We start from the raw sequence: 14,450 nt of genomic DNA on the forward strand, positions 1-14,450 counted from the left end.
AACCTTTTTTCTTTTAAATATTTGAAAATTAAATAATTGTTCCATCTAAAATACTCGCATTTTTAACAACAACAACAATTCCATTTCGTATATAAAAGCCCTGATCAGAACGATCAGCTTCTTCTACATTGTCCTTGTTTATTATTGTCACATTATCCCCAATACGCGTATTTTTATCCAAAATTGCTCTTTTAACAGTAGTTCCTTGGCCCACTCCAAGAGGAATTCCCCCTCCTTTTCTTAAAGCAATTCTCTCTTCAGGAGATTCAAAGAAATCAGAACCCATTACTAGGGAATCTTGCAGTACAACATCGCTTTCGATTCTACTTCTAACACCTAAAACACAATGATGAATACTGCAGGATTTCAAGATCGAGCCTTCACCAATAATTGAATCTGTTATTTGAGCATCAACTAATTTAGAAGGAGGCAAATATCTTGGACGAGTATAAATAGGAAACTTTTCATCATAAAAACTAAATGGGGGCTTAGGTTGCTTAGTTAAGGCTAAGTTCGATTCATAAAACGCTCCAATAGTTCCTATATCCTCCCAATAATCATTAAAAACATAACTTTTAAGTACATCGCCTCTTCCTAATGATTCAGGAATAACTTCTTTTCCAAAGTCCTTATAAGAAGGATGTTTGTTCAAAAGGTCAAAAAGTGTAGAACGACTAAAAACATATATTCCCATTGAAGCAAGATATGGTTTCTCTTTAGCTGAATCCTTGCTTAAACCAAATCTTGAGGTGTCAACTGCCATTGCCTTAAGAGTCTCCCCAGAGGGCTTTTCACTAAACTCTCTTATATTTCCATCTAGATCAGTTCTCATTAATCCAAATCCTTCAGCCTGTTGGGCATCCACTGGAAGTGCTGCAACTGTTAGATCTGCCCCTGTTTCACGATGATGCTTAACAAATAAACTATAATCCATTCTATATAGTTGATCGCCAGACAAAATCAAGTATTCATCTACATCCCATTCCTGAAAAAGCCACTGATACTTTCTTACTGCATCGGCTGTACCTTCAAACCATGAGGGACTTTCTGGAGTTTGTTGAGCTGCCAATACTTCTACAAAACCTTGGGCAAAAGGTGAGCTTAAATTATAGGTTTGGGCCAAGTGTCTATTAAGAGAAGCACTATTAAACTGGGTTAATACATACATCTTTGTGATGTTTGAATTAATGCAGTTACTTATAGGAATATCTATCAAGCGAAATTTACCAGCTAAAGGAACAGCTGGCTTAGCTCTCATTTTTGTTAAAGGGTAAAGTCGAGAACCTTTACCTCCCCCTAGGATAATAGCCAGTACTCTCTTCATGCCGACCTTAAATAGGCTTTGCAAACCTACTTTATGATGGCCTAATAAATACGAGTCAATAGACAGTTAAGACAAGAGTTCTATGAATTAACACTTCAAGATGAGATAGTGCTACTGCTATTTATCCGAAACATCTAAGTTAAAAAGGGATTCAACCACCTTAAGAGCCTCTTTTCTTTGAGGACTTGGCTGAGGTGCTCTTAAATTTGTTACTGGAGTGTGAAGAATTTTGTTAATAATTCCTTTACTTAAGGCTTCAACAACCTTTCTTTCTCTTGCTGAAAAATCAGGGCCCATTCTGCTTAAAGCTTTTTGAAGTTCTTCTTTTCGTATAGCTTCTAATCCAGATCTTAAACGATTAATTGTTGGGACTGCTTCCAAGCTAGCCCACCACTCTAAAAAAATACGTGATTCATCATCTATTAAACCTTGAGCTTCTAATGCCATCTCTTGGCGAGCTTCTTGATTGCGAGCAACTACTTCTTGCAAATCATCTACATCATGTGCCTCAAAACCAGAAACCTGAGAAACATCAGAAGCAATATTTCTTGGCACACCTATATCAATCAACCGCAATAGTTTTTCTCTTGTAAATTGTTTTAAACGGTCTGCATTAATTATTGGAGTATCAGAAGCTGTACTCGTAAAAAGCAAAGTAGAAGATTGCAGGCAATCATCAAGCTCATCCAAAAGTCCACATTTAACAGTTAAATCTGGGAAATCAGCCGCAAGTGATTGTGCTCGCTTCAAAGTTCTATTTATAAGAGTTAAATGTGAACAACCTTTCGACTGTAAATGTTGAAGCAACAAACGACTCATTCTTCCAGCTCCTACAACTGCAACTTCTTCAGTTTCAAGAGAAATAAGCTGATCCTTTCCAAGAGACTGGCCAAGCTTTAACTGGGCCAATTCAACTGCTGCAGAACTAATGGAAACGGCTCCAGTTCCAAGATTGGTTTCTGAGCGAACTCTCTTACCAGTACTAACAGCTTGTGTAAGCAATCTATTTAAAATTGGACCCAAGGAATTATGTTCTTGACCAAGTCGTACCATTTTCTTGACTTGAGAAAGTATCTGACCTTCGCCAAGGACCAAACTATCGAGTCCACCTGCAACTCTCATCAAGTGATTTACTGCCTCATCTTGATTAAAATTAAACAAATGAGGACATAATTCATCTTTATTTAAACCTGAATGATTACTAAGAAAATCCTTTATTGCTGAAAAACCTAAATCTTGGTTTTTTACCAAAGCATATATTTCTAGCCTATTGCAAGTGCTTAAAATTGAGACTTCTAAGACTTGGTCATTAGCTTTTAATAAATTAAATGAATTTTCAATATGATCATCTGAAATACTAAGTTTCTCTCGGACTTCAACTGGGGCTGTCCGATGACTAAGACCGACGACAGCAATGTTCATAAGTCAATTTAGCAAGTAAATAATATACAGACTCTTAGCTCAAAGCTATGCTCTTAGCCCCGTCTTTTATGTGAATTGTATTAGTAAATCTTGCAGTGCTATCAAGTGTACTTATTACTAAACTGCTTGTACGAGTGCAGTCTTTTTCAAATTTAACTCCATTGAATAAAAGGCCATCAGTAATACCACTTCCAGCAAAAACAACATTTTCACCTGATGCAAGCTCATTTGCCTCATAAATCTTGTCAACTTCTGTTATTCCCATTTCATTGAGGCGAGCAATATTACCCTCTTTTGTATAGTCAGCCCACTCTTTAGTCATTGCAATAGCAGGGTCATATATTAATTGTCCTTGAAAATGCCCCCCAAGAGCCCTCATTGCAGCGGCCGAGATAACACCCTCAGGAGCAGCACCAATCCCCATTAAGCAATGAGTCCCAGTACCAGCAAAGCCACAAGCTATTGCTGCTTGAACATCTCCATCAGAAATTGGTTGAACTCTAGCTCCAGTAGAACGAATTTCAGCAATTAAATCCTTATGCCTAGCTCTATCCATAACTACAATAGTCAATTCACTAACTGCCAAACCAAGACAGTCACTAAGAATGCTGATGTTTTTAGTAGCACTATTACGGATATCTACTTTGCCTTTAGCAGCAGGAGGAGCTGCTAATTTTTTCATATAAAAGTCTGGGGCATTAAATAATCCACCTCGGTCAGATGCTGCTAAAACAGCCATAGAACCTCTTTGATTGTTAGCACATAAATTCGTGCCTTCACATGGATCAACTGCAAAATCAACACCTGGTCCAGAGCCGCTACCCACTTCTTCACCTATGTAGAGCATTGGCGCTTCATCTCTCTCTCCTTCACCTATAACTATTCTTCCTTGCATTTCAATAGTTCCCATTCTTTTACGCATAGCTTCAACAGCAGCAGCGTCTGCTTCATCTTTTTTACCTAACCCAGTAAGTTCGGCAGAGGCTATAGCTGCCTGTTCGACAACCTCGAGAATTTCTTGAATGAGAGTGCGGTCCACTTTAGTTTTGGGAAATAAAGAAAGGGCTTAAGCAAAAGAACCCAGATAGGCAGGACTATAAATGATCGCCGAATATATCCGATCAAAAAAGCATCCAAATAAGAGGGTTAATTATTAGCTGAATAAGGGACAACTTTATCAGTGGAGGGACAAAGAGAGAAAAAAATACAATTAATTTATAGAATCAAGAAGTAATTTTCAAAATATCGATGAGCTCTAAATCACTTGTCATAGCGCCTTCGATCCTTTCTGCTGATTTTGCTCGGCTAGGAGAAGAGGTTGAAGCTATTGATAAAGCTGGTGCTGATTGGATCCATGTAGATGTCATGGATGGGCGATTTGTTCCAAATATAACTATTGGTCCATTAATTGTTGAAGCTCTGAGGCCAGTAACAAAAAAACCATTAGATGTACATCTGATGATTGTTGAACCTGAAAAATATGTAGAAGATTTTGCCAAAGCTGGGGCTGATCACATTTACGTTCAAGTTGAAGCATGTCCTCACCTTCATAGAAACTTGGGTCAAATTAAAGATCTAGGTAAAAAAGCTGGTGCAGTACTAAATCCTGGTACAAAGCTAGATACACTTGAGTATTGCTTGGAATTATGTGATTTAGTCTTAATAATGAGCGTGAATCCAGGATTTGGAGGGCAAAGTTTTATTGAAAGTCAAGTAGATAAAATACGTGATCTACGTCATATGTGTAATGAACGTGGTTTAGACCCTTGGATAGAAGTTGATGGAGGAATTAAAGCAAACAATGCGTGGAAAGTTATAGAAGCAGGTGCCAATGCAATTGTTAGTGGATCAGGTGTATTTAATGAACCTGATTATGCTAAAGCTATTGAGGGAATTCGTAACAGTAAAAAGCCATAGATAATAATATTTTTATTATAGAAACCATCCATAGCTATGGAGTCCAACGCCAAGAAGATTGACTCCTATATAACAAATTAATATTACAAATAAACCTATAACAGCAATAATTGCTGGCTTTCTCCCTTGCCAGCCTCTACTTAACCTGGTGTGTAGATAAGCTGCATAAATCAACCAAGAAATTAATGCCCAAGTTTCTTTTGGATCCCAACTCCACCAACTACCCCAAGCCTCGTTTGCCCAAACAGCACCACTAATAAGGCCAAATGTTAGAAGTAGAAAGCCAAAAGAAATTGTTCGATAACTTAAATTATCTATTTCCTCTGCATTAGAAAAATTAACTGGCGTTAAATTATCAATTTCAGGTAAAAACTTTCTGAATGATTTTTCCCGAAAGCCACCTATTCCCATTGAATTAGTTCTAAGCTGAAGGCTGGTGTTTTTATTAGTAAGAAAAACTGCAAATGATAACAAGGAACCTAAAATTAACGCCGCATAACTACACATAATCACACTTACATGCATAACCAACCAACTGGATTTAAGTGCAGGAACTAATGGAGATGATATTTTTAGCCCATCAGGCAAAGCAAAGCTTGCAAAAGCTATAGACAATAAAGATATTGGCGTCAATATTGCTTGAATTAATGGAGATGGCAAAACCCTTTCAATTAAAAGCTGAGTAAAAGTAAATCCCCAAGTCAAAAAGCATAGAGATTCATAAAGATTACTAATAGGGAAATGGCCAGACATCAACCATCGAAAAACCAATTGAGTAGCAAGTACAAAATTAGCCAATGCGATTAAAACTCTTACTGAACTAGAACTAGAACCACTTGAAATTTTCCAGAATGCAATAGGAAGAGATATTAAAATCAAAAAGAATGCTAAAAGACCCATTGCTATGGCTGGGTCTGCAAACGTTAAATCAAAAAGAGAAAAATTCATAATAAATTCATGCTTCACAATTTAATTGCTAATCACCTGCTTTATATAGCAAATAAATACCACCAGAAAAAGAAATTAAAACTGGAGACCATGCTCCTACTAAAGGGCTTAAAGCCCCAGAAACTCCTAAAGAACTAAAAACAAAACTGAGAATATAATATATAAGTATTAATATAATACTCATTGCAAAGCCCTGACTTTGACTAGTTCTTTCATACGACTTACATGCAAGTGAACTTCCTATTAAACTAAAGACTATACAAGCCATAGGCAAAGTAAATTTTTCCTGAATACGTACTTTCATTCTCCTAGCTTCCTTTAAATTTCCTGACAATTCATATAATTTCTCAGCTTTAAGAGCATCAGAAAGTGTCATATAGTTTGCATCTTTTGGTATCTCGGCAATCTTATTTGGGCCAGAATCAAGTGGGTAAATATAATTCTCAAACCTAATAGATGTAAAACCTCCACTTGGTGAAATAGTAAGAATATTGCCATCTTGAAAATCCCATGTTGCATTAGGTTCATTCCAAAAACCTCTCTTGGCTACCAACATTTGCTTATATCCTAATCTCGAGAAATCTAATACTGTCACGTCTATCATTTCCTTATTTTGAAACTCCTTTGCATAAAACAAATGCGTCATACCATCTACTGAATCATTTGATGAAGGATCAATTATTTTACCAAAGCGAGAATACATAATATCTGTAACATAATCAGAATGCATTGAGACTCCTAATCCTTTTCTTAAAGTTGCTTCTGCATTTTTATTCGAAGAAGGAACTATTAAGTCATTAAAAATAAATGTAATACCTGTCATTAATACACCTAAAACTAATGCGGAAGCTATTATCCTTTTTGTAGATACCCCTATACTTTTTAAAGCTTTAATTTCGCTGTTAGATGATAATCGACTATATGTTAATAAAGTAGCCATAAGTATGGCCATAGGAAAAGAAAGAACAAGAAAACTTGGAAGTTTAAACAAAAATACTTGTATAGCAAATTTCAATGAAAGACCTGACTCAACTATCTTTCTGACCAAATCAAACATCACACCAACAGAAAGAGATACTACAGTAAAAGCTGATATTGCAAAGAAGAATGGTGGTAATAATTCTCTAATAAGCCATCTATCTAGAAGAGGAATTACCTTCCATTTAGAAGAAATAAATCTCTGATATTTATTTAAAAAGTTCATAAGAATTATGAAAAATGTATTCAACTAAAGTTGAAATTCTTCACCAAGGTAATGAGCTCTCACTTGGGGGTTTATCGAAATTTCTGAGGAAGTTCCAGAAGCAAGTATTTTTCCATCACTGAGAATATAAGAACGGTCAGTAATGGCAAGTGTTTCTCTAACATTATGATCTGTAATCAATATTCCCATCCCTGCAATTCTCAAGTTTTGAATCAAATTCTGAAGATCTACTACTGCAATTGGATCAACGCCTGCAAATGGTTCGTCCAATAACAAATATTTAGGTCCTGATCTCCCTAAAGCAAGTGCTCTAGCGACCTCGCAACGTCTTCTCTCACCTCCAGAGAGTTGATATCCAAAACGATCCAAAAAAGAAATAAGATTAAAATCATTTATTATCTGTTCTCTTCTAATTCTCCGATGAGAGGAATTAGAGAGACTTTGGGCAAGAGCAATATCAAGATTTTCTCTGACTGTAAGGTTTCTAAAGATACTTGCCTCTTGAGGAAGATAGCCAATCCCTAAACGAGCTCTATAGGTCATAGATAAATTTGTTACCTGTTTTTCATCTAAAGCAACACTGCCAAAATCTGGAAAAAATTGACCTATAGAAAGATTAAAAGTAGTTGTTTTCCCAGCACCATTTGGGCCAAGAAGACCTACAACCTCACCTGGATTCACCTTTAAAGAAATATCCTTGACAAGGTCTTTCCCTTGTAGAGCTAATGAAACTTGATCAAGAATTAGGCTCATGATTAAAAGTTTAATATGGCATTGAGTGTTTTAGTTAAATAAATTTAATTATCAGATTTATATATTAATACGAATAGTGAGCTTAATAGAAAACATACAAATTAAAAATATAGTTACTAGCTTAAATTATAATTATTCAAATAGTGAAAATAAATCTCATTTCATCATAAGCTTTGGCAATGGTGTATTATCTAAGCTCAAACCACTCTGCAGTAATTTTAATCGTATTTCAACAATGTTAGAAAACTGAATAAGGTCTAAACCTAGATCAGGCAAATTAGTTTTTTTGATTTTCCCCAAACCTTCACCGTACAATATAGTGGCTCCTGAGTAATTTTGATTAGATAAATGCACCTCTGCCACAGCGATTTGTAATATAGCTTGTATTGTTAATCTTTCTTTACCATTTGTTTGATGCCATATTTCTTCAAAAACATCATGAGCTACATACCACTCTTGATTATTAAACAAATCAATAGCATGGTGAAAATTACTATCTTTTTGAGATAACAAATCTTCTGATTTAGTAGAGTTCATTTAACGTTTAACTTTCTTTTTATCTTTTAGTTTCCTTAACCTTATAGATTCAGGTGTAACTTCTAACATTTCACCAGGACCTATATATTCTAAAGCCCTTTCTAGTGTTATTTCTATTGGTGACTGTAAAGTATCAAGTTCTTCAGCTCCAGCGGAGCGCATATTAGTTAGTTGCTTTGTCTTACATATATTAATTTCTAAGTCTTGAGGTCTATTATGTTCACCAATGATCATTCCTTTATAAACCTTTGTTCCAGGGGATATAAAAAATTGACCACGGTCTTCAGCATTTTTTAGCGAATAAAAAGTAGAGACGCCTTCTTCAAAAGAAATTAAAACTCCATTCCTTCGAGCCTCAAATTCTCCTAACTTAGGTCTATATTCAAAAAATGAATGGCTCATTATCCCCTCTCCTCTTGTTGCTCTTATAAATTCTCCTCTAAAGCCAATTAAACCTCTTGATGGAATTAAAAATTCTAATTGTGTTCTTCCATCATTTGTATTTAGCATATTCTGCATTTCACTTTTTCTAGTGCCAAGTTTTTCTATACATGTTCCTACTGATTCTTCAGGAACATCTAAAACTAAAGTCTCTAATGGTTCACAAAGTTGTTCATCGATTGTTCGGAAAATAACCTGTGGTTGAGATACTTGGAATTCATAACCTTCTCTTCTCATAGTCTCAATTAAAATCCCTAAATGCAATTCTCCTCGGCCACATACAGCAAATCGATCTGGAGAGTCTGTTTCTTCAACACGTAAAGCAACATTAGTAAGTAATTCTTTAAATAACCTTTCTCGTAATTGCCTACTAGTAACAAACTTACCTTCTTTGCCTGCAAAAGGAGAATCATTCACAACAAATGTCATCTGCAATGTTGGTTCATCAACTTTAATTAGTGGTAAAGCCTTGGGTTCATCAGGACAAGCTATAGTCTCACCAATATTTACATCATCAAAACCAGAAACTGCAACAATATTACCTGCGTAAGCTTCATTTATATCTATTCTCTGTAGTCCTTCAAAACCCATTAATTTACTAATTCTTCCTTGTTTAACTTTGCCATCTTCTTTTATTAAAGATGCTCTTTGGCCTGATTTAATAACGCCATTATGAACTCTCCCAATAATAATTCTTCCAAGAAAATCAGAATAATCTAAAGAAGTAATTTGCAATTGCAAAGGTTTATTTTGATCTCCAATTGGAGGTGGAACATGACGAATTATAGAATCAAAAAGAGGTTTCATATTTTCACTATCGGTTGCCATATCAGGCTTTGCAAATCCTCCTAATCCACTTCCAAATAAATAAGGGAAATCACACTGATCATCATCAGCACCCAATTCTAGAAAAAGATCTAAAACCTTATCTACAGCCTCTTCAGGATCGACTCTGGCTCTATCAATCTTATTTACAAAGACAATAGGCCTAAGACCTTGTTCAAGTGCTTTTTTAAGTACAAATCTAGTTTGGGGCATAGGTCCTTCATTAGCATCAACAATCAACAAACAACCATCAACCATGCCTAATACTCTTTCAACTTCCCCCCCAAAATCTGCATGTCCTGGAGTATCAACAATATTTATCCTTGTTTCATTATAAGTAATTGCAGTGTTTTTTGAAAGTATAGTAATACCTCTTTCACGTTCTAAATCATTAGAATCCATAACACAAGTTGGCACAAACTCGTTATCTCTAAATATTCCTGATTGATTAAGTAAGGCATCTACAAGCGTTGTTTTTCCATGATCTACATGCGCAACGATTGCAATATTCCTTAGAGATTGTTGATTAGAAATCATGAAAATAGATTCTACCTAAGAAATTTAAAGGTAATAAAAAGCATCGAGTCAAAACAATATCTCAAAATGAGTAATTTTATTAAAAAAGCCTATTTTGATTTAGAGTTTTTTTCTATTCGCATCCTCTTGTTAGCTGGTTCAAACTGCTCTAAAGCTTCAACTGTTCCTTCAAACCTCCAATGCCAAGGCTCATAACTGACTCCCTGAGAATTCCCCTTTGGGAAAGATAAAACAAAATGAAATCGGGCAGCATTCCTTTGAAGCCATACAAAAGCAGGAGTATTTTCAAATTCAACTTCAAAATCTGTATATCTCATCGTTCCATCTCCAAGATCAATTGCATAACCAGTACTATGCTCTGAGTAACCTGGCGGTGCAGAAACTTCTGCTCTTTCAATAGCAATTTGATTTCGTACTGATTTATTTTCATAAAAAATATCTCTTTGCAAATCTATAGATCTGTAACCACTTAATAAAACCAACTGAATTCCTTCTGCTGCTGCTGCAGAACTCATTTTGGATAAGGCTTTGTAAGTATCTCTATGAACAAGTAATCCTGGATAGGCAGTTACTAAATCTGTTAGGGAAGCTTCTGGATAGGGGAAATGTCCTAACAAAAGACCATCAAATGAAGAACTACCTATTAATTCATTTTCTTGAAAAGGTTGTGATGATTTCTGAAATGATAAATATTTATAAGTAAGAAAAACAGAAAAGACGGTTAAGAAAATAAAACCAAACAAAAAAGACCTCAACCATTTAGAAGAGACCCGTCTTAAAGACTGAGACCTTCTGGCAAGAGGGATCTCATCGTTAGTACTACCTCCAGGTCCTCCTAGTTTGGTCACAAAAAGAAAGCCAAAACTTATTTCGATCGTAACGGTCTTAGCTAACTACTTCATACAGTAATTCTTCTTGATGTAGGTTTTTAAATAAGACAATAAAAAATTAAACTGAAAATGTTGCGTGTTGCAGTCATCGGTGGAGGCCCAAGTGGTTCCTGTGCAGCTGAAATCCTTGCTAAAGCAGGAATCAATACATGGATCTTTGAACGGAAACTAGATAATGCTAAACCTTGTGGAGGTGCCATACCCTTATGCATGGTTTCTGAATTTGATCTGCCTGATTCAATAATTGATCGTAAAGTCAGAAATATGAGAATGATTTCCCCATCAAATCGGGAAGTTGATATTAGTTTAGATAAAGTTTATGGAAAAACTGAAAATGAATATATAGGAATGTGCAGAAGAGAAGTAATGGATGCATTTATGCGAAATCGTGCAGCTGAATTAGGAGCAAATTTAGTGAATGGATTAGTTACTAAAATAGAAACTGGTGTTAATCGCCAAGGGCCATATCAACTTATTTATTCTGATTATTCTGGGGGTGGTTCTAAAGGTGAAACCAAAAAACTAGAAGTAGATATAATTATTGGTGCAGATGGAGCTAATAGCCGAGTTGCTAAAGCTATGGATGCAGGTGATTACAACGTAGCAATAGCTTTTCAAGAAAGAATCAAGCTACCAGAAAAAGAAATGGGTTATTACGAAGACCTAGCTGAAATGTATGTTGGAACAGACGTTTCTCCTGATTTCTATGGTTGGGTATTCCCAAAATATGACCATGTAGCAGTGGGGACAGGAACAATGCAAAAGAATCAAGCACTAATTAAAGATTTACAAGAAGGAGTAAGGGAACGTGCAATGAAAAGATTAGTTAATGGAGAAGTTATAAAAGTAGAAGCGCATCCAATACCAGAACATCCAAGGCCTAGGCGTGTTGTAGGTAGAATGGCTTTAGTAGGTGATGCAGCAGGTTATGTCACAAAAAGTTCCGGAGAAGGTATATATTTTGCAGCTAAAAGTGGAAGAATGTGCGCAGAAGAAATTGTAGAAGCAAGCCAGGGAGGAAAAAGAGTTCCTAGCGAAGATGATTTAAAAATATATATAAAGAAATGGGATAAAAAATATGGTGCTACATATAAGGTTCTAGAAATACTTCAAAACATCTTTTATTCTAATGATGGAGCTCGTGAGGCATTTGTTGAAATGTGCGATGACATTGATGTACAACGACTAACTTTCGATAGCTATCTATATAAAACAGTTGTAGCGATGAAACCTCTTCAACAGCTAAAGCTCACATTTATGACTTTAGGCTCTGTTTTAAGAGGCAGAGCACTTGCACCTAAAAGCTACAAACCTGTACCCAGTGCTGTTAGAGGAGAAGAAGAAGTTAATAAAATGTTAGAGGTTAGTACAATCAAAGGAGGTATTAAAGTAGGCAACAAATCAAAATAAATAATTTCACCTTAATTATTGAACTATTAAATTAAAATCAGCTATTTGCTGAGCTTGATTAACTAATATCGATAGTAGATTTAACCTATTTTTACGAACATCCTCATTATCAGTCATAACCATAACACTCTGATCCCCATCAAAGAATTGAGATAAAACATTGGATCCAGAAGCTAAGCCATTAGCTAATTTTTCATATTTATCAGGAGATGAGCTTTTGGCTATCGGTTCAAGAGCTTTAATTATTTCCAACATAGCTCTCTCAGAATCTTTTTCAAACAAATTCGGGTCTACAAAATTATCACAGCTAACTACATTAGATGGCAATGTACTCTTTGTAGCTAATTTAGAAGCTCTGTTAACAACCAATTGAACACCTACTAATGACTTTCCTTTTCTCATCTGAGTTAACAATGAAAGTCTATTCAAAACATCTATTGGGTCTTTCATTAGTCGTTCTATAGAGACTGTCTCCCCTGCCACAGATTGAACAAGATCAATATCAAAACCAAATTCTTCTAAAAGAGCTATTATTCTTTGATGAAAAAAAGCTAACAAATCATTAAATAAATTTTCAGTGTTGATCTTGAAATCCGGGAAAAGTTCTATCCAGTATTTTGTAGAAGTAAAGATTAAATCAAATAAATTAATTTGCCATTTTTGATTCCAAGTAATTTGCAAAATAGCATTTCCAGCTCTGCGCAAAGCATACGGATCTGAAGAACCAGTTGGCCTTTCACCTTTTGAAAAAATACTCAAAAGCAGTTCTAATCTATCCAATAAGGCAAGTGCTGAGCCAGCAGCTGACTCTGGTAATTTATCGCCATATCCTCGTGGCAAATAATGCTCCATTACAGCCAATGCAACATCCTTAGACTTCCCCTCTGCAAGCAGATATTTGCCTCCCATAACACCTTGAAGTTCTGGAAATTCTCCAACCATCTGACTAACAAGATCATGCTTAGAAAAATAAGCAGCTTGTCTCAAATGAGAAAAATTAACATCTGAAATTTTAAATTTACTTTCAAAAAGATCGACAAGCCATTCGATCCTTTTTACACGATCAAACAATGACCCTAATCCATCAGCAAATGTTACTTTTTTTAATTGATCTCTACGCACTGAACTAGTCGAGGACAAATCAGTATTTATAAAGAATTTTGCATCTGCAAATCGTGCCTTTAAAACTCGTTCATTTCCTTCTCTAATTATTTTATTTGATTTAGGCAACCCATTTGAAATGCAAAGAAAAGTAGGGGTTAAGATTTCTTTTGCATCTAATGCAAGTGGATTCATTACTGCATTTTTACGATATACAGGAATATATCGTTGATGCACTTGCATTACTGTACTTAAAACTTCTTGAGGGAGTTCTAAAAAAGACTTATCAAATCCCCCCTGAATTAATGACGGTGACTCAACTAGATCAGTAAGTTCATTTATTAGCGTATTACTCAAATTAACTTCACAATTATTTGCTAGAGAATATTCTTGTACTATTTTTTGTATGAATTTTGATCTTTCCTTTCTATCTACAATTACTCCTACCTTACGCATCTTAGAAGAATAATCTTCCGATGAATTAATAGTTACTAATTCCTTAAAAAGCCTATGACCTCTACTAATTCGACCAGAAAAAACTTTAGGATCTGAATCTGGAAGACTAATAGATATTTCTCTTTCATCAATAAGAGCGACAATCCATCTTATAGGACGTGAAAATCGTATATCACCTACACCCCAACGCATAAAACGCCTACCTTGAATATTATTAATCCATTTAGGTATCAATTGAGCAAGTAAATCAAAAGCAGTTTCTCCTTTTTTAATTGTTTTTCCAAATACAAATGCACCTTTAGAAGTTTCCTTGATTACTAAATCAGTAACAGAGATTCCATATCTTTTGGCAAAGCCAATAGCAGAAACTGTTGGAGCACCATTTTCAAATGCTCTCGAAGCTGGTGGACCTTTCCGTTCTTCAATTAGATCATTAGAGTGATCAGCTAAATTATTTATGCATACTAAAAGTCTTCTTGGCGTACTAGAGCATTTAATTTCTTGAAATTCAATACGATGCTCCTGAAGATCATTACGAACTAACTCTTCAAGCTGAGGAACAACCAATCTAGCAAAATCCGCAGGAAGTTCTTCAGTGCCAATTTCAAGTAAGAAGTTAGACACAAAAATAAAAATTGTTCAACATCACTTTCTTGAAGATACAATTAAAAAGTATGATTGTAAG

Annotated in this window: 12 protein-coding genes; 2 read left to right on the forward strand and 10 right to left on the reverse strand. The window is 35.2% G+C overall.

What is annotated here, in order from left to right; translation table 11 throughout:
- Positions 1-28: 28 nt before the first annotated feature.
- The 3 genes from O5636_RS02490 to glpX all read right to left on the reverse strand — a co-directional run bounded on the left by O5636_RS02490 (position 29) and on the right by glpX (position 3,785).
- Positions 29-1,324, reverse strand: coding sequence for a glucose-1-phosphate adenylyltransferase (locus tag O5636_RS02490; protein WP_269623046.1), 1,296 nt, complete (start codon positions 1,322-1,324; stop codon positions 29-31).
- Between the two features lie 117 nt (positions 1,325-1,441).
- The gene (locus O5636_RS02495; RefSeq protein ID WP_269623047.1) at positions 1,442-2,746 is read right to left on the reverse strand and encodes a glutamyl-tRNA reductase; all 1,305 of its coding nucleotides are present in this window, start codon (positions 2,744-2,746) and stop codon (positions 1,442-1,444) included.
- A 34-nt stretch (positions 2,747-2,780) separates the two neighbouring features.
- Positions 2,781-3,785 carry a class II fructose-bisphosphatase gene (glpX, locus tag O5636_RS02500; RefSeq protein WP_269623048.1) on the reverse strand — a complete coding sequence of 335 codons (1,005 nt, stop codon included), beginning with the start codon at positions 3,783-3,785 and terminating at the stop codon, positions 2,781-2,783.
- Positions 3,786-3,994: 209 nt separating this feature from the next.
- Between glpX and rpe the strand changes: the two genes are divergently transcribed.
- On the forward strand, positions 3,995-4,663 hold the full coding sequence (gene rpe / locus O5636_RS02505) for a ribulose-phosphate 3-epimerase (protein ID WP_269623049.1): 669 nt from the start codon (positions 3,995-3,997) through the stop codon (positions 4,661-4,663).
- Positions 4,664-4,678: 15 nt separating this feature from the next.
- On the opposite strand, the gene ccsB is transcribed toward rpe, so the two are convergent.
- The 6 genes from ccsB to O5636_RS02535 all read right to left on the reverse strand — a co-directional run bounded on the left by ccsB (position 4,679) and on the right by O5636_RS02535 (position 10,756).
- Positions 4,679-5,611, reverse strand: coding sequence for a c-type cytochrome biogenesis protein CcsB (ccsB, locus tag O5636_RS02510; RefSeq protein ID WP_269623050.1), 933 nt, complete (start codon positions 5,609-5,611; stop codon positions 4,679-4,681).
- Positions 5,612-5,639: 28 nt separating this feature from the next.
- Positions 5,640-6,815 (reverse strand): LptF/LptG family permease, encoded by a 1,176-nt coding sequence (locus tag O5636_RS02515; RefSeq protein WP_269623051.1) that lies wholly within the window; start codon positions 6,813-6,815, stop codon positions 5,640-5,642.
- A 24-nt stretch (positions 6,816-6,839) separates the two neighbouring features.
- Positions 6,840-7,568, reverse strand: coding sequence for an LPS export ABC transporter ATP-binding protein (gene lptB / locus O5636_RS02520; RefSeq protein WP_269623052.1), 729 nt, complete (start codon positions 7,566-7,568; stop codon positions 6,840-6,842).
- A gap of 156 nt (positions 7,569-7,724) precedes the next feature.
- On the reverse strand, positions 7,725-8,105 hold the full coding sequence (locus O5636_RS02525) for a DUF309 domain-containing protein (protein WP_269623053.1): 381 nt from the start codon (positions 8,103-8,105) through the stop codon (positions 7,725-7,727).
- The gene (gene typA, locus O5636_RS02530) at positions 8,106-9,908 is read right to left on the reverse strand and encodes a translational GTPase TypA (RefSeq protein WP_269623054.1); all 1,803 of its coding nucleotides are present in this window, start codon (positions 9,906-9,908) and stop codon (positions 8,106-8,108) included.
- Between the two features lie 89 nt (positions 9,909-9,997).
- Positions 9,998-10,756, reverse strand: a complete 759-nt coding sequence (locus O5636_RS02535; RefSeq protein ID WP_269623055.1) for a M15 family metallopeptidase — start codon at positions 10,754-10,756, stop codon at positions 9,998-10,000.
- A 111-nt stretch (positions 10,757-10,867) separates the two neighbouring features.
- On the opposite strand from O5636_RS02535, the gene chlP reads away from it, so the two are divergent.
- Positions 10,868-12,208, forward strand: a complete 1,341-nt coding sequence (gene chlP / locus O5636_RS02540) for a geranylgeranyl reductase (RefSeq protein ID WP_269623056.1) — start codon at positions 10,868-10,870, stop codon at positions 12,206-12,208.
- A 15-nt stretch (positions 12,209-12,223) separates the two neighbouring features.
- On the opposite strand, the gene glyS is transcribed toward chlP, so the two are convergent.
- A complete protein-coding gene (glyS, locus tag O5636_RS02545; RefSeq protein ID WP_269623057.1) occupies positions 12,224-14,389 on the reverse strand; it encodes a glycine--tRNA ligase subunit beta in 2,166 nt (721 codons plus the stop codon).
- Positions 14,390-14,450: the final 61 nt, after the last annotated feature.

The organism is Prochlorococcus marinus str. MIT 0918 (assembly GCF_027359415.1).
GTDB classification, from domain to species: Bacteria; Cyanobacteriota; Cyanobacteriia; order PCC-6307; family Cyanobiaceae; genus Prochlorococcus_E; species Prochlorococcus_E marinus_C.

Bases quoted from the DNA above. Each gene is read 5' to 3' on its own strand.
- typA (WP_269623054.1), bottom strand. From the start codon at position 9,908: ATGATTTCTAATCAACAATCTCTAAGGAATATTGCAATCGTTGCGCAT.
- O5636_RS02525 (WP_269623053.1), bottom strand. From the start codon at position 8,105: ATGAACTCTACTAAATCAGAAGATTTGTTATCTCAAAAAGATAGTAAT.
- O5636_RS02490 (WP_269623046.1), bottom strand. From the start codon at position 1,324: ATGAAGAGAGTACTGGCTATTATCCTAGGGGGAGGTAAAGGTTCTCGA.
- ccsB (WP_269623050.1), bottom strand. From the start codon at position 5,611: ATGAATTTTTCTCTTTTTGATTTAACGTTTGCAGACCCAGCCATAGCA.
- chlP (WP_269623056.1), top strand. From the start codon at position 10,868: ATGTTGCGTGTTGCAGTCATCGGTGGAGGCCCAAGTGGTTCCTGTGCA.
- lptB (WP_269623052.1), bottom strand. From the start codon at position 7,568: ATGAGCCTAATTCTTGATCAAGTTTCATTAGCTCTACAAGGGAAAGAC.
- rpe (WP_269623049.1), top strand. From the start codon at position 3,995: ATGAGCTCTAAATCACTTGTCATAGCGCCTTCGATCCTTTCTGCTGAT.
- O5636_RS02515 (WP_269623051.1), bottom strand. From the start codon at position 6,815: ATGAACTTTTTAAATAAATATCAGAGATTTATTTCTTCTAAATGGAAG.
- O5636_RS02495 (WP_269623047.1), bottom strand. From the start codon at position 2,746: ATGAACATTGCTGTCGTCGGTCTTAGTCATCGGACAGCCCCAGTTGAA.